Raw genomic sequence first — 24,679 nt, 5'->3', positions numbered from 1 at the left:
CTCAGTTCTCCTTGAACGGGAAGCCCAGGAGCTTGAGCAGCGCCCGGCCCTCGTCGTCGGTCGTGGCGGTCGTGACCACCGTGATGTCCATGCCCCGCTGGCGATCGATCTTGTCCTGGTCGATCTCGTGGAACACCGACTGCTCGGTCAGACCGAACGTGTAGTTGCCGTGCCCGTCGAGCTTGCGCCCGTCGAGGCCGCGGAAGTCGCGGATACGCGGCAGCGCGATGGACAGCAGCCGGTCCAGGAACTCCCACATCCGGTCGCCGCGCAGGGTGACCTTCGCGCCGATCGGCATGCCCTCACGAAGCTTGAACTGCGCGATGGACTTGGTCGCCCGCCGCACCTGCGGCTTCTGGCCGGTGATGGTGGCCAGGTCGCGGACCGCGCCGTCGATCAGCTTGGCGTCCCGAGCGGCCTCGCCGACACCCATGTTGACGACGATCTTGACCAACCGCGGCACCTGCATGGGGTTGCCGTAGTTGTGCTGCTTCTGCAGCTCCGCCACGATCTCGTTGCGGTACCGCTCCTTGAGGCGCGGCATGGTCTTGGTTTCGGTAGCCGTGGTCATCACAGGTCCTTACCGGTGCTACGCGCGATGCGGACCTTCTGGCCGTTCTCGTCGATCCGGTAACCGACGCGGGTCGGCTTGCCGTCGGAGTCCAGGACCTGCACGTTCGAGACGTGGATCGGGGCCTCCTGGGTGACGATGCCACCGGTCTTGGCGCCACGCTGGGTGGTGCTGATGCGGGTGTGCTTCTTGACCCGGTTCACGCCCTCGACCAGGACCTTGTCCTGCCGCGGGTAGGCCGCGATGACCTTGCCCTTGGCGCCCTTGTCCTTGCCGGCGATGACGACGACCGTGTCGCCCTTCTTGACCTTCACGGTCACAACACCTCCGGCGCGAGAGAGATGATCTTCATGAACCGCTTGTCCCGCAGCTCGCGGCCCACCGGGCCGAAGATACGGGTACCGCGCGGGTCCCCACCGTCCTTGATGATGACGGCGGCGTTCTCGTCGAAGCGGATGTACGAGCCGTCCGGCCGCCGCTTCTCCTTGGCGGTGCGAACGACGACGGCCTTGACGACGTCGCCCTTCTTCACACCGGCACCGGGGATCGCGTCCTTGACCGTGGCCACGATGACGTCGCCGATGCTCGCGTAGCGCCGACCGGAGCCACCGAGAACCCGGATGCACAGGATCTCCCGGGCACCCGTGTTGTCGGCGACGCGCAGTCGCGACTCCTGCTGAATCACGTCTATCTCCTATGTCTGCCGGTTCTCCGGCCGCCCACAGGCGGCCGGAGCCTGGCGGAACCTGCGCCCGACCGATGCCGGCCGAGCTCGAGCCTTCGCTACTTGGCCTTCTCGAGGATCTCCACGAGCCGCCACCGCTTGGTGGCGGACAGCGGCCGGGTCTCCATGATCAGGACCCGGTCGCCGATCCCGGCGGAGTTCTGCTCGTCGTGGACCTTGAGCTTGCTGGTCCGGCGCATGATCTTGCCGTACAGCGCGTGCTTGACCCGGTCCTCGACCTCGACCACGACGGTCTTTTCCATCTTGTCGCTGACCACGAGGCCCTCACGCACCTTGCGGCGGGCCCGCGCGGTGGCGGTGGTGTTCTCACTCATGATGCAGTCACCTCAGTCGGCGCGGCCGAGAGACCCAGCTCACGCTCACGCATGATCGTGTAGATCCGGGCGATCTCCCGACGGATGACCTGCAGCCGCCGGTTGTTGTCCAGCTGCCCGGTTGCGGCCTGCACGCGGAGGTTGAACAGCTCCGCCTTCGCCTCACGCAGCTTCGTGACCAGCTCCTCCTCGGAGAGCTCACGCAGCTCGGAGGCCTTGACGCCCGCTGCCATCAGGATTCACCCACTTCGCGCGTAACAATGCGGCACTTCATCGGGAGCTTGTGGATCGCGCGACGCATCGCCTCTCGCGCGATCTGCTCGTTGGGGAAGGACATCTCGAAGAGGACCCGACCCGGCTTGACGTTGGCGACCCACCACTCGGGCGAACCCTTACCGGAACCCATCCGGGTTTCCGCCGGCTTCTTGGTGATGGCCTGGTCCGGGAAGATCGTGATCCAGACCTTGCCACCACGCTTGATGTGCCGGGTCATCGCGATACGCGCCGCCTCGATCTGACGGTTGGTCACGTACGCCGGCTCGAGAGCCTGGATCCCGAACTCGCCGAACACCACCCGGTTGCCACCCTTGGACGCGCCGTGGCGGTCCGGGTGGTGCGGCTTGCGGAAGCCCTTCGGGGGCTTGCGCGGCATCAGCATCTGTCAGCCCTCCTGCTGCGTTTCTGCCGGAGTCGAAGCAGCCGCGGCGACAGCACCGCTGTCGATCGGCTCGCCGCTCGGCGTCTCGGCCTGCTGCGCGATGGTGGTCGCGGCAGCCCGGCCGGCCTCGGTGCCACCGGCAGTCGTGCCGGACGAACCCGACCGGCCGCGGCGCGGCCGCTCGGGACGCTCGCCGCGCTCACGGCGCGGGCGGGACGGACCGGCCTCGGCCGGAGCCTCCCGGCCCGGGACGGCGTCGCCCTTGTAGATCCAGACCTTCACGCCGATCCGGCCGAAGGTGGTACGCGCCTCGAAGAAGCCGTACTCGATGTTGGCCCGCAGCGTGTGCAGCGGAACCCGGCCCTCGCGGTAGAACTCGGTCCGGCTCATCTCGGCGCCACCGAGACGGCCCGAGACCTGCACCCGGATGCCCTTGCAGACCGGGTTCTTCATCGCGGACTGCATCGCCTTGCGCATGGCCCGACGGAAGCTGACCCGGCTGGACAGCTGCTCGGCGACGCCCTGGGCGACCAGCTGCGCGTCCGACTCGGGGCTCTTCACCTCGATGATGTTCAGCTGAACCTGCTTGCCGGTGAGCTTCTCCAGCTCGCCCCGGATCCGGTCGGCCTCCGCACCCTTACGGCCGATGACGATGCCCGGCCGGGCGGTGTGGATGTCGACGCGGACCCGGTCCCGGGTGCGCTCGATGTCGACCTTGGAGATACCGGCGCGCTCCAGGCCCTTGGACATCATCCGGCGGATCTTGACGTCCTCGCCGATGTAGTCCTTGTAGAGCTTGTCCGCGAACCAGCGGGACTTCCAGTCGGTCGAGATGCCGAGCCGGAACCCAGTGGGGTGAACCTTCTGACCCATTACTCGGCACCCTCCGTCGTGCTCTGCCCCTCGGCGGCCTCGGCCTGCTTGGCCGGGGCGGCCTTCTTCGCCGACTTCTTCGGCGCGGCCGGCGCCACCGCCTCGACCGCCACGGTGATGTGGCAGGTGCGCTTGCGGATCCGGTACGCCCGGCCCTGCGCCCGCGGCCGGAACCGCTTCATGGTCGGGCCCTCGTCGACGAACGCCTCGCTGACGAGCAGCGCGTCGGGGTCCAGCCGCTCGTTGTTCTCCGCGTTGGCGATCGCGCTCGCGAGCACCTTGTACACCTGCTCGCTCGCAGCCTGCGGCGCGAACTGCAGCACCGTGAGCGCCTCCTTCGCGGGCAGGCCGCGGACGAGGTTGACCACCCGGCGCGCCTTCATCGGCGAGATGCGCACGTGCCGCGCAACCGCCCGCGCGCCCGGAAGCACCGGAGCGTCGCCCTTTCCTGGCATCGCTGTAACCCCTTGTTCCTCTATCCGTATGCCCGCGGCGTCAGCGCCGGCGGCTCTTCCGGTCGTCCTTCTCGTGACCCTTGAACGTGCGGGTCAGCGCGAACTCGCCGAGCTTGTGCCCGACCATGGCCTCGGTCACGAACACGGGGACGTGCTTGCGTCCGTCGTGCACGGCGATCGTGTGCCCGAGCATCTCGGGGATGATCGTCGAGCGCCGCGACCAGGTCTTGATGACGTTCTTCGAGCCCTTGTCGTTCTGCGTCTCCACCTTCTTGAGCAGGTGGTCGTCGACGAACGGGCCCTTCTTCAGGCTGCGAGGCATCTGTCAGCTCTCCTGTTAGCCGCGCTTGCGGGTGGCGTAGCGGCGGCGGACGATCAGCCGGTCGCTCGGCTGGCCCTTACGACGGGTGCGGCCCTCGGGCTTACCCTGCGGGTTGACCGGGTGGCGACCACCGGAGGTCTTACCCTCACCACCACCGTGCGGGTGGTCGACCGGGTTCATCGCGACACCACGGACGGTCGGGCGCTTGCCCTTCCACCGCATCCGGCCGGCCTTACCCCAGTTGATGTTCGACTGGTCGGCGTTGCCGATCTCGCCGATGCTGGCGCGGCAGCGCACGTCGACCCGCCGGATCTCACCGGACGGCATGCGGAGGGTCGCGTACGCGCCCTCACGGCCGAGCAGCTGGATGCCGACGCCGGCCGAGCGGGCCAGCTTGGCGCCACCGCCCGGGCGCAGCTCCACGTTGTGGATCGTGGTGCCGACCGGGATGTTGCGCAGCGGCAGGTTGTTGCCCGGCTTGATGTCGGCGCTCGGGCCCGACTCGACGGCGTCGCCCTGCTTCAGGTCCTTCGGCGCGATGATGTAGCGCTTCTCGCCGTCGGCGTAGTGCAGCAGCGCGATCCGCGCGGTGCGGTTCGGGTCGTACTCGATGTGGGCGACCTTCGCCGGCACGCCGTCCTTGTCGACCCGCTTGAAGTCGATCAGACGGTACTGGCGCTTGTGGCCGCCACCGTGGTGCCGCGTGGTGATCCGGCCGTGGGCGTTGCGACCGCCCTTCTTCGGCAGCGGAGCAAGCAGCGACTTCTCGGGCGTCGACCGGGTGATCTCGGCGAAGTCGGCGACGCTCGAGCCACGCCGGCCCGGCGTCGTCGGCTTGTACTTACGGATAGCCATTGTCTACACCCCTCAGCTGACCGGGCCGCCGAAGGCCTCGATACGGTCACCGTCAGCCAGCTTCACGATCGCCCGCTTGGTGGCCTTGCGCTGACCGAAGCCGGTCTTGGTGCGCTTGCGCTTGCCCTCACGGTTGAGCGTGTTGACCGTCAGGACGCGGACGTTGAAGATCTGCTGGATCGCGATCTTGATCTCGGTCTTGTTCGCGTCCGGGTGCACCAGGAAGGTGTACCAGTTGCGGTTCAGCTCGCTGTAGCTCTTCTCCGAGACGACCGGCGCGACGATGATGTCGCGCGGATCGGCGATCGTGCTCACTTGCCACCCTCCTCGGTGGTCTCGGCGGGAACGCCCAGGAACTCGTCCAGGGCCTCCTTGGTGAAGACCACGTCGTCGGCGACCAGCACGTCGTACGTGTTGAGCTGGCCGGCCTCGATCAGGTGCACCCGCGGCTCGTTGCGCAGCGACACCCAGTTCAGCTCGTCGGTGCTGCTCAGCACGACCAGGACGCGCCGGGCGTCGGTCAGCTTCGCCAGCGTGGCCAGCGCGGCCTTGGTCGACGGCTTCTCGCCCGAGACGAACGCCTCGACGACGTGCACCTGGCCGGCGCGGGCCCGGTCGGAGAGGGCGCCACGCAGGGCGGCGGCCTTCATCTTCTTCGGGGTGCGCTGGCTGTAGTCGCGCGGCACCGGGCCGTGGACCACGCCACCGCCGGCGAACTGCGGCGCGCGGGTCGAGCCCTGGCGGGCACGACCGGTGCCCTTCTGCTTGTACGGCTTCTTGCCTCCACCGGAGACCTCGCCGCGGGTCTTGGCCTTGTGCGTGCCCTGCCGGGCCGCCGCGAGCTGAGCCACCACGACCTGGTGCATCAGCGCGATGTTGGCCTGGGCGTCGAAGATGTCGGCCGGCAGCTCGACCGAGCCGCTCTTGGTGCCTTCGACGCTGAGGACGTCAACGGTGGTCACTTGGCCGCACCGCCCTTCTTCACCTTGGTCTTGGCCGCGGTACGGACCAGGACCAGCGCGCCCTTGGGGCCGGGGATGGCACCACGGACGAGCAGGAGGTTGTTCTCGGTGTCGACCGCCTGGACGGTCAGGTTCTGGACGGTGTAGCGCACGCCACCCATCCGACCCGCCATCCGGGTGCCCTTGAAGACGCGACCCGGGGTCGCGCACGCGCCGATCGAGCCCGGCGAGCGGTGCTTGCGCTCGACACCGTGGCTGGCGCGCAGACCGTGGAAGCCGTGCCGCTTCATCGGGCCGGCGTAGCCCTTGCCCTTGGTCTTGCCGGTGACGTCGATGGTGACGCCGGCCGGGAACTCCTCGACCGTGACCTCCTGGCCCAGCGAGTAGTCCGCGGCGTCGACGGTGCGCAGCTCGACGATGTGCCGGCGCGGCGCGACGTCCGCCTTGGCGTAGTGCCCGGCGATCGGCTTCTTGACCTTGCGCGGGTCGATGGCCCCGTACGCCAGCTGGACCGCGGAGTAACCGTCCTTGTCGGCGCTACGAACCTGGCTCACGACGCACGGGCCGGCCTGAACCACGGTCACCGGGACAACGCGGTTGTTGTCCCAGACCTGGGTCATGCCGAGCTTTGCGCCCAGGATCCCCTTGACTTGCCTGTCCATTTGTCCGGTCCCTACAGCTTGATCTCGATGTCGACGCCAGCCGGCAGGTCGAGGCGCATGAGCGAGTCGACCGTCTTCGGGGTCGGGTCGATGATGTCGATCAGACGCTTGTGCGTGCGCATCTCGAAGTGCTCGCGCGAGTCCTTGTACTTGTGCGGCGAGCGGATAACGCAGAAACGGTTGATCTCCGTGGGCAGCGGCACCGGGCCAGCGACCTGCGCCCCGGTACGCGTCACCGTCTCGACGATCTTCCGAGCCGAGGAGTCGACGACCTCGTGGTCATAGGCCTTGAGCCGGATGCGGATCTTCTGTCCCGCCATGGTGGCTTCTGTTCCTTCTCTCGATGCCGCTGTGTTGCGGGCGCCTGCACCGGCTGGCACAGGCCCACTTCCGCCGACCCCCGCGGTCGGGCGTGTCGCGCCCGTGGGCCGGGCTCCGCCCCGGGACTCCGAAGCGGTTCTCCGACCACGCGGTGGGTCATGGCGCCGATCGCGTTACCGCGACCTGGACGCCGCGCGAGGGTGGTTGACCGCCAGGGGCGATCAACCACCCTACGCGAGACTGTCGGTCACCCGGAGGTCCAGCAGACACCGGACGCAGGCGACTGACCGTCGTTACGCAACCTGACTAGTATGCCGCACGACCGGCGGCGACGCTAATCGGGGTTACCCAGCTCACTTGATGATCTTGGTGACGCGACCCGCGCCGACCGTACGGCCACCCTCCCGGATCGCGAACTTGAGGTTCTCCTCCATCGCGATGGGCTGGATCAGCTTCACGGTCATCGTGGTGTTGTCGCCCGGCATGACCATCTCGGTGCCCTCGGGCAGCGTGACGACACCGGTGACGTCCGTGGTCCGGAAGTAGAACTGCGGACGGTAGTTCTGGAAGAACGGGGTGTGGCGGCCACCCTCCTCCTTGGAGAGGATGTAGACCGTCGCCTCGAACTCCGTGTGCGGGGTCGTGGTGCCCGGCTTGATGACGACCATGCCGCGCTCGACGTCCTCGCGCTTGATGCCGCGGAGCAGCAGGCCGACGTTCTCGCCCGCGCGGGCCTCGTCGAGCAGCTTGCGGAACATCTCGATGCCGGTGCAGACCGTCTTCTGCGACTTCTCGCGGATACCGACGATCTCCACCTCCTCGTTCGGCTTGAGGATGCCGCGCTCGGCGCGGCCGGTGACCACGGTACCGCGACCGGTGATGGTGAAGACGTCCTCGATCGGCATGAGGAACGGCTTCTCGGTCTCGCGCTCCGGCTGCGGGATCGCGGTGTCGACGGCGTTCATCAGGTCCATGAGCTTCCCGGTCCACTCCGGGTCGCCCTCGAGGGCCTTCAGCGCCGAGACCCGGACGACCGGCAGGTCGTCACCCGGGTACTCCTGCGAGGAGAGCAGCTCGCGGACCTCGAGCTCGACGAGCTCCAGGAGCTCCTCATCGTCGACCATGTCGCTCTTGTTGAGCGCCACGACGATGTACGGCACGCCGACCTGACGGGCCAGCAGCACGTGCTCGCGGGTCTGCGGCATCGGGCCGTCGGTCGCCGCCACCACCAGGATCGCGCCGTCCATCTGGGCGGCACCGGTGATCATGTTCTTGATGTAGTCGGCGTGACCGGGGCAGTCGACGTGCGCGTAGTGACGCGCCTCGGTCTGGTACTCGACGTGCGCGATCGAGATCGTGATGCCGCGGGCCTTCTCCTCCGGCGCCTTGTCGATCTCGTCGAACGGCGTGTACGGGTTCAGGTCCGGGTACTGGTCGTGCAGGACCTTGGTGATGGCCGCCGTCAGCGTCGTCTTACCGTGGTCGATGTGACCAATGGTGCCGATGTTGACGTGCGGCTTAGTCCGCTCGAACTTCGCCTTCGCCACTGGTGTCCTCCTGTGGACTTTCTTGGTTCGTTCGCCCCGGCGCGCCAGGTCGGCGCTTAGGACTCTGTCGACAGCCTTTCCGACCTGACGGCCGGAGAGCCTTTGTGGGTTCTGCGGCGATGAAGCCTACAGGCCCGGATTCACACAACTCGCCCGAGGTGGCCGCGGGCGGGAGATCCCTCCCGCGACCAGTCCCGGCTCATCGGATCAGCTCAGGTGAGCGTCACTCACCAGTCGCCTTGGCGATGATCTCCTTCGCCACGCTCTGCGGAACCTCGGCGTAGGAGTCGAACTGCATGCTGTAGCTAGCCCGGCCCTGGGTCTTCGACCGCAGGTCGCCGACGTAGCCGAACATCTCCGACAACGGCACCAGGGCGCGGACGACGCGGGCACCGCCGCGCTCCTCCATCGCCTGGATGATGCCACGGCGGGAGTTGAGGTCGCCGATGACGTCACCCATGTTCTCCTCAGGAGTGGTGACCTCAACGGCCATCATCGGCTCGAGCAGCGCCGGGTCGGCCTTGCGGGCCGCCTCCTTCAGCGCCATCGAACCGGCGATCTTGAACGCCATCTCGGACGAGTCGACCTCGTGGTACTGACCGTCCACCAACGTCAGCTTGACACCCACCAGCGGGAAGCCGGCGAGGATGCCGTACTGCATGGCGTCCTGGGCGCCCGCGTCCACCGAGGGGATGAACTCCCGGGGGATACGACCACCGGTGACGGCGTTCGCGAACTCGTAGGTCGGCGAGTCGTTGTCCAGCGGCAGCGGCTCCAGGCTGATGATGACCCGGGCGTACTGGCCGGAACCACCGGTCTGCTTCTTGTGGGTGTACTCGACCTTCTCCACCGTGCGGCGGATGGTCTCGCGGTACGCCACCTGCGGCTTACCGATGTTCGCCTCGACGTTGAACTCGCGGCGCATCCGGTCGACCAGGATGTCCAGGTGCAGCTCGCCCATGCCGGAGATGACCGTCTGGCCGGTCTCCTCGTCCAGCTTGACGCGGACGGTCGGGTCCTCCTCGGCCAGCCGCTGGATGGCGGTGCTGAGCTTCTCCTGGTCGGCCTTGGTCTTCGGCTCGATGGCGACCTCGATGACCGGCTCCGGGAAGGTCATCGACTCCAGGATGACCGGGTTCGCCGGGTCGCACAGCGTGTCACCCGTGGTGGTCTGCTTCAGGCCCTGGACCGCGATGATGTCGCCAGCCTTGGCGGAGCTGCGCTCCTCCCGCTTGTTGGCGTGCATCTGGTAGATCTTGCCGATCCGCTCCTTGCGGTCCTTGGTGGAGTTGACCACCTGGGACCCGGACTCGACCACACCCGAGTAGACCCGGACGTAGGTGAGCTTGCCGAGGTGCTTGTCGGTCTGGATCTTGAAGGCCAGGCCCGAGAACGGCTCCGAGGTCGACGGCTTCCGCTGCATCGGAGTCTCGCCGTCGGTCGCCGTGCCCTCGATCGCCGGGATGTCCAGCGGCGACGGCAGGTAGGCGACCACCGCGTCGAGCATGGGCTGGATGCCCTTGTTCTTGAACGCGGTGCCGCAGAGGACCGGGTTGGCCTTGCCGCCGATGGTGGCGCGGCGGATGCCGGCCTGGATGTCCTCGACGGAGAGCTCCTCGCCCTCGAGGTACTTCTCCATCACCGAGTCGTCGACGTCGGCCAGGGTCTCCAGCAGCTTCTCGCGCCACTCGGCAGCGGTGTCCGCCAGCTCGGCCGGGATCTCCTCGATCGCGTAGTCCTCACCCTTCTGGGTCTCCCCGCGCCAGGTGAGGGCGCGCATGCCGACCAGGTCCACCACGCCGACGAAGTCGGCCTCGGCGCCGATCGGCACCTGGAGGACCAGCGGGGTGGCGTTGAGCCGGTCGATCATCATCTGCACGCAGCGGAAGAAGTCGGCACCGGTCCGGTCGAGCTTGTTGACGAAGCACATCCGGGGGACGTTGTACTTGTCCGCCTGGCGCCAGACGTTCTCCGTCTGCGGCTCCACGCCGGCGACACCGTCGTAGACCGCGACCGCACCGTCCAGAACCCGCAGCGACCGCTCGACCTCCACCGTGAAGTCGACGTGGCCGGGCGTGTCGATGATCTGGATCGTGTGGCCCTTCCACTCGCACTTCGTGGCGGCGGAAGTGATGGTGATACCGCGCTCCTGCTCCTGCTCCATCCAGTCCATGACGGCAGCGCCCTCGTGGACCTCACCGATCTTGTAGGTGATACCGGTGTAGAACAGGATCCGCTCGGTGGTAGTGGTCTTACCGGCATCGATGTGCGCCATGATGCCGATGTTGCGTACGTTGGCGAGCGCGTCTGCGGCGGCCACTTCAATCCCTACTTATCGTCGTCTCGACACAACTGGTGGCGGTTCCGGCGCCTCGTGAGCGCCGGAACCAGGGTGTTACCAGCGGTAGTGCGCGAAGGCCTTGTTGGACTCGGCCATCTTGTGCGTGTCCTCGCGCCGCTTGACGGCGGCACCAAGGCCGTTGCTCGCGTCCAGCAGCTCGTTCATCAGCCGCTCGATCATGGTCTTCTCGCGCCGGGCGCGGGAGTAGGTGACCAGCCAGCGCAGGCCCAGGGTGGTCGCCCGGGCGGGCCGGACCTCGACCGGGACCTGGTAGGTGGCGCCACCGACGCGGCGGCTGCGCACCTCAAGGGTCGGCTTGACGTTGTCCATCGCCCGCTTCAGGGTGACGACCGGGTCGGTGCCGGACTTCTCCCGGCAGCCCTCGAGGGCGGCGTAGACGATGCGCTCGGCGAGCTGACGCTTGCCACGCAGCAGGATCTTGTTCACCAGCTGGGTGACCAGCGGCGAGTTGTACACCGGGTCAGCGACCAGCGGCTTCCGCGGAGCGGGTCCCTTACGCGGCATGTCAGCTCTTCTCCTTCTTCGCGCCGTAGCGGCTGCGCGCCTGCTTGCGGTTGCGGACACCCTGGGTGTCCAGCGAACCGCGGACGATCTTGTACCGCACGCCGGGGAGGTCCTTCACCCGGCCACCGCGGACGAGCACGATCGAGTGCTCCTGCAGGTTGTGGCCGACACCCGGGATGTACGCGGTTACCTCGATCTGGCTGCTGAGCTTGACACGAGCGACCTTGCGCAGCGCCGAGTTCGGCTTCTTCGGGGTGGTGGTGTACACGCGGGTGCACACGCCGCGCCGCTGGGGGGACCCCTTCAGCGCCGGGGTCTTGGTCTTGGTCGTCTTGGCCTGGCGGCCCTTTCGGACCAGCTGCTGAATGGTGGGCACCGGGTTTCTCCGCTCCCTTCGGCCGCTGCGAGGCGACCGCGCTGTCTGCTCGTTAGCCGACCTGGTGGACGGCTCTCCTACATTCCAACCAGGGCCACCTGACGGAGGTCCCAGCACCCGCGGTCGGGCGTGTCGCCCGGATCACGGCCCCGGTGCGCCGTTCACACGTCGTACCGGGTTTCTGTCACCGGCGCAGAAGAATCCAAACGCCGGATCTTGGACTTGGTCGTGCCGCCGCGCGATCACCGGGGACCGGGTCCAGCGCACGCACGCATTGCCCGGGCGCGCCCGGGCACAAGGGGAAAGGGTACCTACCACAGCCGCGCAGGTCAAAACCGAGCGGTCCGCGAACCCGTCTGATGGTCCACCGGCCGATCGTGTCTTTCCCTGCCCGCCCGCAACGGGCACCTACGGTGACAAGTGTACCGGCTTCCCCACGGATCACCCTCGGGGCCCCGGTTCCGCCCGACCGCCGGACCCCCTCGCGCGGTGGTCGCCCCTGGTCAGCCCGGCGGACCGGCCGCCGGACACCGCTCACGTGAGTTGCACCACCAGCGCCACTCCGAGCCCGAGCAGGCTGAGCGCCAGCCCCACTCCCCCGCAGCTCAGACCGGCCAGGGCCAGTCCGCGCCCGGTGAACCGGACCGCCGGCGGGGGTGCCGGGCGCCCGATCTGCCGGCGGGCCAGCAGCCCGGCCACGACGGCGGCAGCGCCGGCGAGCCCGCCGAGCACCGTGAACGCCCCGGCCGCCCAGGCTCCGCCGAAGTTCGGCCCGGCGATGCCGAAGCAGAAGACCAGCAGCGAGACCAGGATCGAGGCGATCCCGGTGACCAGTGAACCGATGGCGAGCCCCGAGGCCACCGGGGGCACGTCCAGATGGACCACACCGAACGGGGTGCCGGGGACCGGGTCGACCCGCTTCGGCGGGCGCGGGGCCTCCTGCGGGGGCGGCGGCACGCTGCCCGGGGCCGCCCACTCACCGCCGCCAGCCGGCACATTTCCCGGGTACGCCCCGGGCGGTGTCCATCCGTCGACACGCGGCGGCGGGCCCCACTGCGGCCCGGGTCCCGTCGGCAGGGCATACCCCCGGTGGTGGGGCGGAACGCCGGGCGGAGCCGGCGGCTGGCCCGGTGCGGCACCCGGGGCCGACGGCCGGACGGGCGGGTACAGCCCGGGCGGCGTGGGCTGCTGCCCGGGGGGCGGATACGGCCCGGCCGGCGGCCAGGACCCGGGCGGGGACGACTGCGGGGTGACCGGCGGTGGGGCGTACCCCAGGCTGGCGGGCTCCGGCGACGCGCTCGGCCCCTCGTCGGGCCCGACCCTCGGCGCGGCCCACGGGCTGGCGGGTGCCGGGCCCGGCGTGGCGGACTCCGGCCCGGCGACGGACCGGGTCGGGTCGTCCCCCGGCGATGGGGCCGGTTCCGTCACGGGGTCCTCCTGTCGACGCGACTCACCCGCCACGCGGCGGACACCGGCCAGGCTACCGTCGCGGCTCCCGCCGGCGGGTCCGGGCGCGGGGCCCCCGCCCGGTCAGTCGACGTTCGGGGGGTAGTCGTGCCCGAAGGGGGCGTCGGCGAGCCGGACCACCCCGATCACCACGGCCGCCACCACCGCGACCGCACACAGCACCAGACCCGCCCAGGCCAGCCGCTCCCCGCGCCGTAGCCAGTCCGCACCGGTGAGGAACCCGCCCGAGGCGTACGCCTCCCGCCGGGCCTGCCGGGCGAGCCACAGGGCGATGGTCGACGGCACCACCCCGCCGATGAACAGCCCGGTCAACCCGCCGATCAGCCCCAGGGCGAAAACGGCACGGGCCTTCGTCGAGCGGACCGGCTCAGGGTCGAGGGGATGGCGCGGCCCCTGCTGGGCGACGGGCACCTGCCCGGGCGCGGTCGTCATGCCGTCCATCATGCCCCGCCACGCGCCGGCCGGCGCTCGGTAGGAGCAGACGCGACGAGGCCCCCGGCGGATGCCGGGGGCCTCGTCGTTGCTGGTGCTTAGCGGTACGACCCGAAGTCGAAGTCGTCCAGCGGCACCGCCTGGCCGCTGGCCGGCCCGAAGCCGTAGTCGGTCTCCGGGTAGCCGGTCATCGAGTAGACCTTGGCCTTCGCCTCCTCGGTCGGCTCGACCCGGACGTTGCGGTACTTGCTGATGCCCGTACCGGCCGGGATGAGCTTACCGATGATCACGTTCTCCTTGAGGCCGATCAGCGAGTCGCTGCGGGCGTGGATCGCCGCGTCCGTCAGCACCCGGGTGGTCTCCTGGAAGGAGGCCGCCGACAGCCAGGAGTCCGTGGCCAGCGAGGCCTTGGTGATACCCATCAGCACCGGGCGGCCCGCCGCGGGCTCGCCGCCCTCGGAGACGAGCCGGCGGTTCTCCGACTCGAAGAGCGCCCGGTCGACCAGCACGCCCGGCAAGAACTCGGTCGAGCCGGAGTCGATGACCGTCACCCGCTTGAGCATCTGGCGGATGATGATCTCGATGTGCTTGTCGTGGATGAGCACACCCTGCGAGCGGTAGACCTCCTGGACCTCCTGGGTCAGGTGGACCTGGACCGCGCGCGGGCCGAGGATACGCAGCAGCTCGTGCGGGTCGATGGTGCCCTCGGTGAGCTTCTCGCCGACCTCGACGTGGTCCCCGTCGTGGGCCCGCAGCCGGACCCGCTTGGAGATCTTGTCGTAGACGATCTCGTCGCTGCCGTCGTCCGGCACCACGATGATCTTCCGCGACCGCTCGCCGTCCTCAATCCGGATCCGGCCCGGGGTGTCGGCGATGGGCGCCTTACCCTTCGGGACCCGGGCCTCGAAGATCTCCTGGACCCGGGGCAGACCCTGGGTGATGTCCTCACCGGCGACACCACCGGTGTGGAAGGTACGCATCGTCAGCTGCGTACCCGGCTCACCGATCGACTGGGCGGCGATGATGCCGACCGCCTCGCCGACGTCCACGGTCTTGCCGGTCGGCAGCGAGCGGCCGTAGCACGCACCGCAGACGCCCAGCTTCGACTCGCAGGTGAGCACGCTGCGCACCCGGACGGTCTCCACCCCGGCCGCGACGATCCTGTCGACCAGGATCGAGTTGATGTCCTGCCCCCGCTCGGCCACCACGGTGCCGTCCGGCCCCTTGATGTCGTCGGCCAGGGTACGGGCGTGCACGCTGGTCTCGGCGTGCTCGTGCACGACCAGCTTGCCGTCGATCCGCTCGCCGATCTGCATCGGGATGGCGCGGTCGGTGCCGCAGTCCTCCTCGCGGATGATGACGTCCTGCGAGACGTCCACCAGACGACGGGTCAGGTAACCCGAGTCGGCGGTACGCAGGGCGGTGTCCGCGAGACCCTTACGGGCACCGTGCGTGGAGATGAAGTACTCCAGCACGGACAGACCCTCCCGGTACGAGGCCTTGATGGGCCGCGGGATGATCTCACCCTTCGGGTTGGCCACCAGACCACGGATCGCCGCGATCTGCCGGAGCTGGAGCAGGTTACCGCGGGCACCCGAGTTGATCATCTTCCACAGCGGGTTCTCCTGCGGCAGCGCGGTGTCCATCTCCTTGGCGACCTCGTTGGTCGCCTTGGTCCAGATCTCGATGAGCTCGCCGCGGCGCTCCTCGGCGGTCATCAGACCACGCTGGTACTGCTTGTCGATCCGGTCGGCTTCCTTCTCGTACCGCTCCAGGATCTCCCGCTTGCGCGGCGGAGCGATGACGTCCTCCATGCCGATGGTGACGCCGGACCAGGTGGCCCAGTGGAAACCGGCCTCCTTGAGCCCGTCGAGGGTGGCCGCCAGGGCCACCTTCGGGAAGCGCTCCGCGAGGTCGTTGACGATCGCGGAGAGCTGACCCTTGCGGATCTCGTAGTTCACGAAGCGGTAGCCCGGCGGCAGCGTCTCGTTGAACAGGACCCGGCCCAGGGTGGTCTCCACCGTCACCGGCTCGCCCTCGACCCAGCCCTCGGGCGCGACCCACGGCTCGGCGCCGGCGCCGTTGTCGACCCCGACGATGTCCCGCAGCCGGATCTTGACCGGGGCCTGCAGGTGCAGCTCGCCGTTGTCGTACGCCATCCGCGCCTCGGCGTCCGAGCTGAACGCCCGGCCCTCGCCCGCACCACCGGGGGTGAGGTGGGTGAGGTGGTAGAGGCCGATGACCATGTCCTGGGTGGGCATGGTGACCGGCTTGCCGTCGGCCGGCTTGAGGATGTTGTTCGACGACAGCATCAGGATCCGCGCCTCGGCCTGGGCCTCGGCGGACAGCGGCACGTGCACCGCCATCTGGTCACCGTCGAAGTCGGCGTTGAACGCGGTGCAGACCAGCGGGTGGATCTGGATCGCCTTGCCCTCGACCAGCTGCGGCTCGAAGGCCTGGATGCCCAGCCGGTGCAGGGTCGGCGCCCGGTTCAGCAGAACCGGGTGCTCGCCGATGACCTCCTCCAGCACGTCCCAGACGACCGGCCGCTGCCGCTCCACCATCCGCTTGGCGGACTTGATGTTCTGGGCGTGGTTGAGGTCGACCAGCCGCTTCATCACGAACGGCTTGAACAGCTCCAGCGCCATCTGCTTGGGCAGGCCGCACTGGTGCAGCTTGAGCTTCGGGCCGACCACGATGACCGAACGGCCCGAGTAGTCGACGCGCTTGCCCAGCAGGTTCTGGCGGAACCGGCCCTGCTTGCCCTTGAGCATGTCGGACAGCGACTTCAGCGGGCGGTTGCCCGGGCCGGTGACCGGCCGGCCGCGGCGGCCGTTGTCGAACAGCGCGTCGACGGCCTCCTGCAGCATCCGCTTCTCGTTGTTGACGATGATCTCGGGCGCGCCGAGGTCGATCAGCCGCTTGAGGCGGTTGTTCCGGTTGATCACCCGGCGGTAGAGGTCGTTCAGGTCGGAGGTCGCGAAGCGACCACCGTCCAGCTGCACCATCGGCCGCAGGTCCGGCGGGATGACCGGGACGCAGTCCAGCACCATGCCGAGCGGCGAGTTGCGGGTGTTCTGGAACGCCGCGACGACCTTCAGCCGCTTGAGCGCCCGGATCTTCCGCTGGCCCTTGCCGGTACGGATGGTCTCGCGCAGGCTCTCGGCCTCGGCGTCGAGGTCCATGTTCTGGACCAGCGCCTTGATGGCCTCGGCGCCCATGCTGCCGGTGAAGTACTCACCGAAGCGGTCGCGCAGCTCGCGGTAGAGCAGCTCGTCGGTGACGAGCTGCTTGGGCTCGAGCTTGCGGAAGGTGTCGAGGACCTCGTCGAGGCGGTCGATCTCGCGCTGGGCCCGGTCGCGGATCTGGCGCATCTCGCGCTCTCCGCCCTCCTTGACCTTGCGCCGGACGTCCGCCTTCGCGCCCTCGGCCTCCAGCTCGGCCAGGTCGGCCTCGAGCTTGGCGGCCCGCTTCTCGATCTCCGAGTCGCGGCTGTTCTCGGCCTGCCGCTTCTCGGCCAGGATCTCGTTCTCGATCGTCGAGAGGTCGCGGTGACGCGCCTCGGCGTCCACGCTCGTCACGACGTACGAGGCGAAGTAGATGATCTTCTCGAGGTCCTTCGGGGCGAGGTCCAGCAGGTAGCCCAGCCGGCTCGGCACGCCCTTGAAGTACCAGATGTGGGTCACCGGAGCGGCCAGCTCGATGTGACCCATCCGCTCCCGGCGAACCTTGGAGCGGGTCACCTCGACGCCGCAGCGCTCGCAGATGATGCCCTTGAAGCGGACCCGCTTGTACTTACCGCAGTAGCACTCCCAGTCCCGCTGCGGACCGAAGATCTTCTCGCAGAAGAGCCCGTCCTTCTCCGGCTTCAGGGTGCGGTAGTTGATGGTCTCGGGCTTCTTGACCTCGCCGTGGGACCACTGACGGATGTCGTCGGCGGTGGCGAGGCCGATGCGCAGCTCGTCGAAGAAGTTGACGTCGAGCACTATGTCCCCTATGTCGTCGTCTGTACTGCTTAGCTATTGGGTGGGGTCGGGAGCCGGCGAGCCGGCCCCCGACCGCTCACCTCAGACCTCTTCGACCGAGCTCGGCTCGCGCCGGGACAGGTCGATGCCCAGCTCCTCCGCGGCCCGGAACACCTCGTCGTCGGTCTCGCGCATCTCCAGGGCCACACCGTCGCTGGACAGCACCTCAACGTTGAGGCACAGCGACTGCAGCTCCTTGAGCAGCACCTTGAACGACTCCGGGATGCCCGGCTCGGGGATGTTCTCGCCCTTGACGATCGCCTCGTAGACCTTCACCCGGCCGAGGACGTCGTCGGACTTGATCGTCAGCAGCTCCTGCAGGGCGTAGGCGGCGCCGTACGCCTGCATCGCCCAGCACTCCATCTCACCGAAGCGCTGGCCACCGAACTGCGCCTTACCACCCAGCGGCTGCTGCGTGATCATCGAGTACGGGCCGGTCGACCGGGCGTGGATCTTGTCGTCGACCAGGTGGTTGAGCTTCAGGATGTAGATGTAGCCGACCGCGATCGGGTCCGGCAGCGGCTCGCCGGAGCGACCGTCGAACAGCCGCGCCTTACCCGTACGGCCGATCAGCTGGTCGCCGTCCCGGTTGGGCAGGGTCGACTCGAGCAGGCCGGCGATCTCCTCCTCGCGAGCACCGTCGAAGACCGGGGTGGCCACGTTGGTGTCCGGCTCGGACTCGTGCGCGTTGATCGAGCGGAGCTGGCGCTTCCACTCCTCGTCGTCGCCCTGGACGCTCCAACCGGTCTTGGCCACCCACCCGAGGTGGGTCTCCAGGACCTGGCCGATGTTCATCCGGGACGGCACGCCGAGCGGGTTCAGCACGATGTCGACCGGGGTGCCGTCCTCCAGGAACGGCATGTCCTCGATCGGCAGGATCTTGGAGATGACGCCCTTGTTGCCGTGACGGCCCGCGAGCTTGTCACCGTCCTGGATCTTGCGCTTCTGGGCCACGTAGACCCGGACCAGCTCGTTGACGCCCGGGGGCAGCTCGTCGCCGTCCTCCCGGGAGAAGGTACGCACGCCGATGACCGTGCCGGTCTCACCGTGCGGCACCTTCAGCGAGGTGTCCCGGACCTCCCGCGCCTTCTCGCCGAAGATCGCGCGGAGCAGCCGCTCCTCCGGGGTCAGCTCGGTCTCACCCTTCGGGGTGACCTTGCCGACCAGGATGTCGCCGGGGACGACCTCGGCGCCGATCCGGATGATGCCGCGCTCGTCGAGGTCGGCGAGCATCTCCTCGCTGACGTTCGGGATGTCGCGGGTGATCTCCTCCGGGCCGAGCTTGGTGTCCCGGGCGTCGACCTCGTGCTCCTCGATGTGGATCGAGGTGAGCACATCCTGCTGCACGAGGCGCTGCGACAGGATGATCGCGTCCTCGTAGTTGTGGCCCTCCCAGGTCATGAACGCCACGAGCAGGTTGCGCCCGAGCGCCATCTCGCCCTCGTCGGTGCACGGACCGTCGGCGATGACCTGACCGGCCTCGACGCGGTCGCCCTCGAAGACGACCGGCTTCTGGTTGACGCAGGAGCCGGCATTGGAGCGGCGGAACTTGTGCAGCAGGTACGTCCGGCGGTGGCCGTCGTCCTGGTGGACGGTGATGTAGTCGGCGCAGAGGTCCTCGATCACACCGCCGACCTCGGCGACGACGACGTCACCGGCGTCGACCGCCGCGCGGTACTCCATGCCCGTACCGACCAGCGGGGACTCGGCCTTGACCAGCGGCACCGCCTGGCGCTGCATGTTCGCACCCATGAGCGCGCGGTTGGCGTCGTCGTGCTCGAGGAACGGGATCATCGCGGTCGCCACGGAGGTCATCTGCCGCGGCGACACGTCCATGTAGTCCACGGCCTCCGGCGGCACGTCCTCGGTCTCGCCGCCCTTACGGCGGACCAGGACGCGGTCCTCGGCGAACGACCCGTCGGACTTCAACGGGGCGTTGGCCTGCGCCTTGACGAACCGGTCCTCCTCGTCCGCGGTCAGGTAGTCGATCTGGTCGGTGACCCGACCGTTCACGACCTTCCGGTACGGCGTCTCGATGAAGCCGAACGGGTTGACCCGGGCGAAGGTGGACAGGGCGCCGATCAGACCGATGTTCGGGCCTTCCGGCGTCTCGATCGGGCACATCCGGCCGTAGTGGGACGGGTGCACGTCGCGGACCTCGAAGCCGGCCCGCTCCCGGGACAGACCACCCGGGCCGAGCGCGCTCAGCCGGCGCCGGTGGGTCAGGCCCGCCAGCGGGTTGGTCTGGTCCATGAACTGGGACAGCTGCGACGTACCGAAGAACTCCTTGATCGCCGCCACCACCGGGCGGATGTTGATCAGGGTCTGCGGCGTGATCGCCTCGACGTCCTGGGTGGTCATCCGCTCGCGGACGACCCGCTCCATGCGGGACAGGCCGACCCGAACCTGGTTCTGGATCAGCTCGCCCACGGTACGCAGGCGCCGGTTGCCGAAGTGGTCGATGTCGTCGGCCTCGTAGCCCTCCTCACCGGCGTGCAGCCGGCAGAGGTACTCGACGGTGGCGACGATGTCGTCCTCGGTCAGCGTCCCCGTGGTGATCGGGACGTCGATCTCGAGCTTCTTGTTGAACTTGTATCGCCCGACCTTGGCCAGGTCGTACCGCTTCGGGTTGAAGAAGAGGTTGTCCAGCAGGGTCTGGGCGTTCTCACGGGTCGGCGGCTCGCCCGGACGGAGCTTCCGGTAGATGTCGAGCAGCGCCTCGTCCTGGCCGGCGATGTGGTCCTTCTCGAGCGTGGTCATCATCAGCTCGGACCAGCCGAACTTCTCGCGGATCTGCTCCGCGGACCACCCGATGGCCTTGAGCAGGACGGTGACGGCCTGCCGGCGCTTGCGGTCGATGCGGACGCCGACCGTGTCGCGCTTGTCAATGTCGAACTCCAGCCAGGCACCCCGGCTCGGGATGACCTTGACGCTGGAGAGGTCGCGGTCGGAGGTCTTGTCCGGCTGCTTGTCGAAGTAGACGCCCGGCGAGCGGACGAGCTGGCTGACCACGACGCGCTCGGTGCCGTTGATGATGAAGGTGCCCTTCGGCGTCATCATCGGGAAGTCACCCATGAACACCGTCTGGCTCTTGATCTCGCCGGTGGTGTTGTTGGTGAACTCCGCGGTCACGAACAGCGGGGCGCAGTAGGTCAGGTCCTTCTCCTTGCACTCCTCGATCGAGGCCTTGACCTCGTCGAAGCGCGGAGCCGAGAAGGAGAGCGACATGGTGCCGGAGAAGTCCTCAATGGGACTGATCTCGTCGAGGATCTCCGCGAGACCCGAGCGTGCGTGCGGGTCGTCCGCCGACCGGCCCTGCCAAGCCTCGTTGCCGACGAGCCAGTCGAAGGACTCGTTCTGAATGGCGAGGAGGTTGGGGACCTCGAGGTGTTCGGTGATCCTGCCGAAAGAAACTCGGCGGGGCGCAAAAGCGCTCGACGTACGACTGGTCTTCGCAGGGCGGGAAGCTGCCAAGATGCGTCCTTCCGAGGACCGGTGCTGCAGAACGGCTGGTACGCGTGCACTCCAATGACCCCACCAGAAATATCCGCAATCGGACATTTCCGAGCAGGGGTCAAGTCGGAAGGCAGCGCAAACTAGCAGTGTAGCCGAGAGGCTAACCGCTGTCCAGCCCACCCCGCAGGTCGTCGCGGAACTTGCCTCGGGACCCTCGAAATCAGGTCTACCGGGCCGCTCGGAACGCGACGCTCCTGCCGGGCCGCTCGGGTGTCACGGCGATCGTGCTGCCGCTGCCATACCCAAGAGGTGGCCGTTGCAAGCGCGGAAGGTCTTGCTGGTGTCAGCGTGCCTGGCAGCCGGGTGCCGCGTCAAGGGCCGGTTACCGCTCGGGGTGTCTTTCCCACCGACGGGCTACCGACAGGCGCCGCTGTGAGGCCGGTGCGAGGAACCTGTACGCCCTGCTCACGCCGCTGCCACCGGTACCGCCAACCACAGCGGGCGGCGATCCGTTCCCGGATCACCGCCCGCCGCGACGCGGTGTGCCCCGGCTCACGTGAGCCGGACGCGCGTCAGGTCAACGCAAGGTCACTTGAGGGTGACCTTGGCGCCCTCGCCCTCGAGCTTGGCCTTGGCCTTCTCGGCGGTCTCCTTGTTGACCTTCTCCAGGACCGGCTTCGGCGCGGCCTCGACCAGGTCCTTGGCCTCCTTCAGGCCCAGGCCGGTCAGCTCACGCACGACCTTGATGACCTGGATCTTCTTGCCACCGTCGGCGTCGAGGATGACGTCGAACTCGTCCTTCTCCTCCTCGGCCGGGGCGGCCGGGCCACCGGCAGCCGGGCCCGCGGCGACGGCGACCGGAGCGGCGGCGGTGACCTCGAAGGTCTCCTCGAACTGCTTCACGAACTCGGAGAGCTCGATCAGCGTCATCTCCTTGAACGCGTCGAGCAGCTCTTCGGTGCTGAGCTTCGCCATGTCTGGCGTCCTTTCCTAATGGTTTGACTAAGAACGTGGGTGCGCCGCGGGGCCTCAGGCCGCCTCGGCGCCCTCCTTCTCGCGCTTGTCCGCCAGGGCGGCCGCCGCACGGGCGGCCTTGGAGAGCGGAGCCTGGAACAGGGCCGCGGCCTTGCTCAGGTTGCCCTTCATGGCGCCGGCCAGCTTGGCCAGCAGCACCTCGCGGGACTCCAGGTCGGCGAGCTTCGTGACCTCGGCCGCGGAAATGGCCTTGCCCTCGAAGACACCGCCCTTGATGACGAGCTTCGGGTTGGCCTTCGCGAAGTCGCGAAGCCCCTTCGCCGCCTCGACGACGTCGCCCGAAACGAAAGTCAGCGCGGTAGGACCGGTGAACAGCTCGTCGAGGCCGGAGATGCCCGCCTCGGTCGCGGCACGCTTGGCCAGCGTGTTCTTCGCGACCGTGTAGCTGGTCTCCTTGCCGAGCGAGCGCCGCAGCTGGGTGAGCTGGGAAACCGTGAGCCCGCGGTACTCGGTCAGCACGGTCGCCCCCGCGTTGCGGAAGCTCTCGGTCAGCTCGGCGACGGCCGTGGCCTTGTCGGCCCGGATCGGCTTGTCCGCCATGTCCCTCCTCTCTCGTTGCTCGGAGCTGGTACGCCGGCGACGAGCGGACGCTCACGACGGCGGCGGAGGCATCACGACAACGAGAAAAGCCCCGGCGCAGGGCGCACGGGGCGAGGGCCGGCACAACGGGCGCGGTCGGCGGACCACACACAGCACCGATTTTCGCTTGCCGCCCTGCGCGGGTCGCCCGTCATCGCGGGACCTTCGACCGTGCCAGGGCACGGTGACCAGCGGTCTCTGGGTGGAACTACGGCACAAGGTTACGCGACCTGTCCCGTACCGCCAAATCGCCCCCGGAGTGCCGCCCGTCACCCCGGCCCGGTTCGGTGATCGACTCTGGGTGCCGCACCTCGCGCCGTCGGCAGGGCGGGAGCCGCCGGTGAGCGGCACTCCGGGTCGATCAGGCGCGGGTTCGGCGGACCCAGGCGTAGCCGCTCAGGGCCACCACCGCCCAGAACAGCGCCCAGGCGCTCAGCAGCAGTGCCGTCGAGGCGGTCAGCGCGCCGGTCAGCGCCCGGGCGGTGGGCATCACCGGCGGCACCAGCCACGGCGCCACCGAGCTGCTCAGCCCCAGGACCAGGGTGCCGACCACGCCGACCGCGAGCACCGCCACGCCGTACCCGGCGCTGCGGGTGACCGCCCGGCTCGCCAGGGCGCCGAGCGCCACGGCCGCCGGCAGGGCGAGCAGGTGGGCCCAGAGGCCGAGGGCCACCCCGGCGGCCACCGGCAGGTCCCCCGGCCCGGTCTCGACGGTCACCCCGCCGACCAGCCAGGGAAGGACCAGCGCGACGGCCACCGTGCCGAGCCCGGCCACGGCCGCCGCGAGCAGGCCGGCCGCCCGCTCCCGGGCCGGGCCGACCAGCACCCGGGCCAGCCGGCGCTGCACGTCCGGCTCGACGTCCAGCAAGAGCTTGGTCTGCCAGGCCAGCACCGGGAACAGCACCACCGCCGAGACGCCGTACGCCTCCGCCGGGCGGGCCCGGCCGCCGCCGTAGAGGATGCCGAGGGCCAGCAGGCCGGCCAGCACCGGCGCCAGCGCCCGCCCGGTACGCAGGAAACCGGCCAGCCGCAGCCGGACCAGCCCGGTCACCGGGCCACCTCCGGGGCTTGGTCGGCCGGTGCATGGCCGTCGAGGGCGACGGGGGCCGGCTCGACCGGGCTGGGGACGCCGGCCATCGGGTCGCCAGCCGAAGCTATGCCGGCATCGACGGCCGGCCCGGGCTCGGGACGCCCGGTGGGAGACAGGGTGGTGCCGGCAGGCGTCCCAGGCTCGGGGAGCGCGGCGGACGGCGCGACGGAGTCCGCGGCCGGCCCGGGGTCGGGACGAGCGGCGGAAGGCGGGACCAGGTCGGCGGACGGCCCGGCGGGGCGCGTGGCAGGCGGCGGGGCGGCGTGGTCGCGTACCCGCAGAACGTGGTGGCCGTCGGCGCGCAACCGGGCGACGGCGGCCGCGACCCGCGCGGCCGGCACCGCCAGCTCGACCACCGCCACGGCCGCGCCCTCGGACGGCGCCTGCTCGGTGACCGTGCCGTCGGCGACCGTCCACTGCCGCGCGCCGGGCAGCCGGACCGTCTCGCCGCGGTGGTCACTGACCAGTACCGCGCCGCCGTCGGCCAGCACCTCGCCGATCACCTCGGGCACCAGCTCGCGGGCGGCGGCGTCCAGCCCCTCCCAGGGCTCGTCGAGGACGAGCAGGCCGGGCGGGCGCAGCATCGCCTGGGCCAGGCCCACCTTCTGGGCGGTGCCCTTCGACAGCTCGGGCAGCCGGACCCCGTGGAACCGGGCCAGGCCGAGCCGGTCGACCCAGTGCCGCACCGCCCGGTCTGCCACCGGCGCGCCGAGGCCGGCGACCCGGCCCATCGCGGTGAGGTACGCGCCGACGGTGAACGGCTGGTCGGCGGGGAACCGCTCGGGCACCCAGGCAACGGCCGCCGGGCGGTCGACCACCCGGCCCCGGCTCGGCCGGAGCACGCCCGCCGCGAGCTGGAGCAGGGTGGACTTGCCGGCGCCGTTGCGCCCGAGCACCACCGCCACGTCGCCCGGGTCGATCCGCACCTCCGCACCGCGCAGCACCCACGGACCGCGCCGGTGGTAGCGCAACCAGACGTCCTCCAGCCGCATGGGGCGAGCCTGCCACACCGGACAGACGAACGGGGCCCCGCCACGTGGTGGCGGGGCCCCGTCGGGGCTGTCTGGC

General features: G+C 69.4%; 26 protein-coding genes. All 26 read right to left on the bottom strand.

What is annotated here, in order from left to right; translation table 11 throughout:
* Position 1 precedes the first annotated feature (1 nt).
* Positions 2-571 (bottom strand): 50S ribosomal protein L5, encoded by a 570-nt coding sequence (gene rplE / locus FXF52_RS02295; protein WP_073834925.1) that lies wholly within the window; start codon positions 569-571, stop codon positions 2-4.
* On the bottom strand, positions 571-891 hold the full coding sequence (gene rplX, locus FXF52_RS02290) for a 50S ribosomal protein L24 (protein ID WP_172896341.1): 321 nt from the start codon (positions 889-891) through the stop codon (positions 571-573). The genes rplE and rplX overlap by 1 nt, the downstream gene beginning before the upstream one ends.
* Entirely contained in the window at positions 888-1,256 is a 369-nt protein-coding gene (gene rplN, locus FXF52_RS02285; protein WP_007073026.1) for a 50S ribosomal protein L14, read from the bottom strand. Before rplN ends, rplX begins: the two co-directional genes overlap by 4 nt.
* Before the next feature lie 98 nt (positions 1,257-1,354).
* Positions 1,355-1,630, bottom strand: a complete 276-nt coding sequence (gene rpsQ, locus FXF52_RS02280) for a 30S ribosomal protein S17 (protein WP_088991889.1) — start codon at positions 1,628-1,630, stop codon at positions 1,355-1,357.
* The gene (gene rpmC, locus FXF52_RS02275; RefSeq protein ID WP_007073028.1) at positions 1,627-1,863 is read right to left on the bottom strand and encodes a 50S ribosomal protein L29; all 237 of its coding nucleotides are present in this window, start codon (positions 1,861-1,863) and stop codon (positions 1,627-1,629) included. The genes rpsQ and rpmC overlap by 4 nt, the downstream gene beginning before the upstream one ends.
* Positions 1,863-2,288: a 50S ribosomal protein L16 gene (gene rplP, locus FXF52_RS02270; protein WP_148793475.1), complete on the bottom strand. Its 426-nt coding sequence runs from the start codon at positions 2,286-2,288 to the stop codon at positions 1,863-1,865. Before rplP ends, rpmC begins: the two co-directional genes overlap by 1 nt.
* Positions 2,289-2,291: 3 nt before the next feature.
* The gene (rpsC, locus tag FXF52_RS02265; protein WP_148793473.1) at positions 2,292-3,161 is read right to left on the bottom strand and encodes a 30S ribosomal protein S3; all 870 of its coding nucleotides are present in this window, start codon (positions 3,159-3,161) and stop codon (positions 2,292-2,294) included.
* Positions 3,161-3,616: a 50S ribosomal protein L22 gene (rplV, locus tag FXF52_RS02260; RefSeq protein ID WP_073834929.1), complete on the bottom strand. Its 456-nt coding sequence runs from the start codon at positions 3,614-3,616 to the stop codon at positions 3,161-3,163. The genes rpsC and rplV overlap by 1 nt, the downstream gene beginning before the upstream one ends.
* Before the next feature lie 40 nt (positions 3,617-3,656).
* Complete coding sequence (gene rpsS / locus FXF52_RS02255; protein ID WP_007073032.1) at positions 3,657-3,938, bottom strand: 30S ribosomal protein S19; 282 nt, start codon at positions 3,936-3,938, stop codon at positions 3,657-3,659.
* A 15-nt stretch (positions 3,939-3,953) separates the two neighbouring features.
* Positions 3,954-4,793: a 50S ribosomal protein L2 gene (gene rplB, locus FXF52_RS02250; protein ID WP_148793471.1), complete on the bottom strand. Its 840-nt coding sequence runs from the start codon at positions 4,791-4,793 to the stop codon at positions 3,954-3,956.
* A 12-nt stretch (positions 4,794-4,805) separates the two neighbouring features.
* Positions 4,806-5,108, bottom strand: coding sequence for a 50S ribosomal protein L23 (rplW, locus tag FXF52_RS02245; protein ID WP_073834931.1), 303 nt, complete (start codon positions 5,106-5,108; stop codon positions 4,806-4,808).
* Positions 5,105-5,755 (bottom strand): 50S ribosomal protein L4, encoded by a 651-nt coding sequence (gene rplD, locus FXF52_RS02240; protein ID WP_148793469.1) that lies wholly within the window; start codon positions 5,753-5,755, stop codon positions 5,105-5,107. Before rplD ends, rplW begins: the two co-directional genes overlap by 4 nt.
* Positions 5,752-6,417, bottom strand: coding sequence for a 50S ribosomal protein L3 (gene rplC / locus FXF52_RS02235; RefSeq protein ID WP_148793467.1), 666 nt, complete (start codon positions 6,415-6,417; stop codon positions 5,752-5,754). The genes rplD and rplC overlap by 4 nt, the downstream gene beginning before the upstream one ends.
* An 11-nt stretch (positions 6,418-6,428) precedes the next feature.
* Positions 6,429-6,737: a 30S ribosomal protein S10 gene (gene rpsJ / locus FXF52_RS02230; RefSeq protein WP_007073037.1), complete on the bottom strand. Its 309-nt coding sequence runs from the start codon at positions 6,735-6,737 to the stop codon at positions 6,429-6,431.
* Positions 6,738-7,091: 354 nt separating this feature from the next.
* Positions 7,092-8,285: an elongation factor Tu gene (tuf, locus tag FXF52_RS02225; protein WP_148793465.1), complete on the bottom strand. Its 1,194-nt coding sequence runs from the start codon at positions 8,283-8,285 to the stop codon at positions 7,092-7,094.
* A 223-nt stretch (positions 8,286-8,508) separates the two neighbouring features.
* Positions 8,509-10,605, bottom strand: a complete 2,097-nt coding sequence (gene fusA, locus FXF52_RS02220) for an elongation factor G (protein WP_148793463.1) — start codon at positions 10,603-10,605, stop codon at positions 8,509-8,511.
* A 75-nt stretch (positions 10,606-10,680) separates the two neighbouring features.
* Positions 10,681-11,151 (bottom strand): 30S ribosomal protein S7, encoded by a 471-nt coding sequence (rpsG, locus tag FXF52_RS02215; RefSeq protein ID WP_077938296.1) that lies wholly within the window; start codon positions 11,149-11,151, stop codon positions 10,681-10,683.
* Between the two features lies 1 nt (position 11,152).
* The gene (gene rpsL / locus FXF52_RS02210; RefSeq protein WP_007465318.1) at positions 11,153-11,527 is read right to left on the bottom strand and encodes a 30S ribosomal protein S12; all 375 of its coding nucleotides are present in this window, start codon (positions 11,525-11,527) and stop codon (positions 11,153-11,155) included.
* A 534-nt stretch (positions 11,528-12,061) separates the two neighbouring features.
* A complete protein-coding gene (locus tag FXF52_RS02205) occupies positions 12,062-12,484 on the bottom strand; it encodes a hypothetical protein (protein ID WP_148793713.1) in 423 nt (140 codons plus the stop codon).
* A 573-nt stretch (positions 12,485-13,057) separates the two neighbouring features.
* Positions 13,058-13,426 carry a hypothetical protein gene (locus FXF52_RS02200; RefSeq protein ID WP_148793461.1) on the bottom strand — a complete coding sequence of 123 codons (369 nt, stop codon included), beginning with the start codon at positions 13,424-13,426 and terminating at the stop codon, positions 13,058-13,060.
* A 98-nt stretch (positions 13,427-13,524) separates the two neighbouring features.
* On the bottom strand, positions 13,525-17,412 hold the full coding sequence (locus FXF52_RS02195; RefSeq protein WP_148793459.1) for a DNA-directed RNA polymerase subunit beta': 3,888 nt from the start codon (positions 17,410-17,412) through the stop codon (positions 13,525-13,527).
* A gap of 81 nt (positions 17,413-17,493) precedes the next feature.
* Positions 17,494-20,925 carry a DNA-directed RNA polymerase subunit beta gene (locus FXF52_RS02190; protein WP_148793458.1) on the bottom strand — a complete coding sequence of 1,144 codons (3,432 nt, stop codon included), beginning with the start codon at positions 20,923-20,925 and terminating at the stop codon, positions 17,494-17,496.
* 570 nt (positions 20,926-21,495) lie between these two features.
* Positions 21,496-21,882, bottom strand: coding sequence for a 50S ribosomal protein L7/L12 (rplL, locus tag FXF52_RS02185; RefSeq protein ID WP_148793456.1), 387 nt, complete (start codon positions 21,880-21,882; stop codon positions 21,496-21,498).
* A gap of 54 nt (positions 21,883-21,936) precedes the next feature.
* Positions 21,937-22,482 carry a 50S ribosomal protein L10 gene (gene rplJ, locus FXF52_RS02180; RefSeq protein ID WP_089005205.1) on the bottom strand — a complete coding sequence of 182 codons (546 nt, stop codon included), beginning with the start codon at positions 22,480-22,482 and terminating at the stop codon, positions 21,937-21,939.
* 400 nt (positions 22,483-22,882) lie between these two features.
* Positions 22,883-23,572, bottom strand: coding sequence for a hypothetical protein (locus FXF52_RS02175; RefSeq protein WP_148793454.1), 690 nt, complete (start codon positions 23,570-23,572; stop codon positions 22,883-22,885).
* Positions 23,569-24,603, bottom strand: coding sequence for an ATP-binding cassette domain-containing protein (locus FXF52_RS02170; protein WP_255471697.1), 1,035 nt, complete (start codon positions 24,601-24,603; stop codon positions 23,569-23,571). Before FXF52_RS02170 ends, FXF52_RS02175 begins: the two co-directional genes overlap by 4 nt.
* Positions 24,604-24,679 lie beyond the last annotated feature (76 nt).

Source organism: Micromonospora sp. MP36 (assembly GCF_008119785.1).
GTDB lineage: Bacteria > Actinomycetota > Actinomycetes > Mycobacteriales > Micromonosporaceae > Micromonospora.
This window is presented reverse-complemented; position numbering and strand designations above follow the sequence as displayed.

Bases quoted from the DNA above. Each gene is read 5' to 3' on its own strand.
- rplB (WP_148793471.1), bottom strand. From the start codon at position 4,793: ATGGCTATCCGTAAGTACAAGCCGACGACGCCGGGCCGGCGTGGCTCG.
- rpsJ (WP_007073037.1), bottom strand. From the start codon at position 6,737: ATGGCGGGACAGAAGATCCGCATCCGGCTCAAGGCCTATGACCACGAG.
- FXF52_RS02170 (WP_255471697.1), bottom strand. From the start codon at position 24,603: ATGCGGCTGGAGGACGTCTGGTTGCGCTACCACCGGCGCGGTCCGTGG.
- FXF52_RS02200 (WP_148793461.1), bottom strand. From the start codon at position 13,426: ATGACGACCGCGCCCGGGCAGGTGCCCGTCGCCCAGCAGGGGCCGCGC.
- rplL (WP_148793456.1), bottom strand. From the start codon at position 21,882: ATGGCGAAGCTCAGCACCGAAGAGCTGCTCGACGCGTTCAAGGAGATG.
- rpsC (WP_148793473.1), bottom strand. From the start codon at position 3,161: ATGGGTCAGAAGGTTCACCCCACTGGGTTCCGGCTCGGCATCTCGACC.
- rplJ (WP_089005205.1), bottom strand. From the start codon at position 22,482: ATGGCGGACAAGCCGATCCGGGCCGACAAGGCCACGGCCGTCGCCGAG.
- rplV (WP_073834929.1), bottom strand. From the start codon at position 3,616: ATGCCAGGAAAGGGCGACGCTCCGGTGCTTCCGGGCGCGCGGGCGGTT.
- rpsQ (WP_088991889.1), bottom strand. From the start codon at position 1,630: ATGAGTGAGAACACCACCGCCACCGCGCGGGCCCGCCGCAAGGTGCGT.
- rplC (WP_148793467.1), bottom strand. From the start codon at position 6,417: ATGGACAGGCAAGTCAAGGGGATCCTGGGCGCAAAGCTCGGCATGACC.
- rplP (WP_148793475.1), bottom strand. From the start codon at position 2,288: ATGCTGATGCCGCGCAAGCCCCCGAAGGGCTTCCGCAAGCCGCACCAC.
- rpsG (WP_077938296.1), bottom strand. From the start codon at position 11,151: ATGCCGCGTAAGGGACCCGCTCCGCGGAAGCCGCTGGTCGCTGACCCG.
- rpmC (WP_007073028.1), bottom strand. From the start codon at position 1,863: ATGGCAGCGGGCGTCAAGGCCTCCGAGCTGCGTGAGCTCTCCGAGGAG.
- rpsS (WP_007073032.1), bottom strand. From the start codon at position 3,938: ATGCCTCGCAGCCTGAAGAAGGGCCCGTTCGTCGACGACCACCTGCTC.
- rplE (WP_073834925.1), bottom strand. From the start codon at position 571: ATGACCACGGCTACCGAAACCAAGACCATGCCGCGCCTCAAGGAGCGG.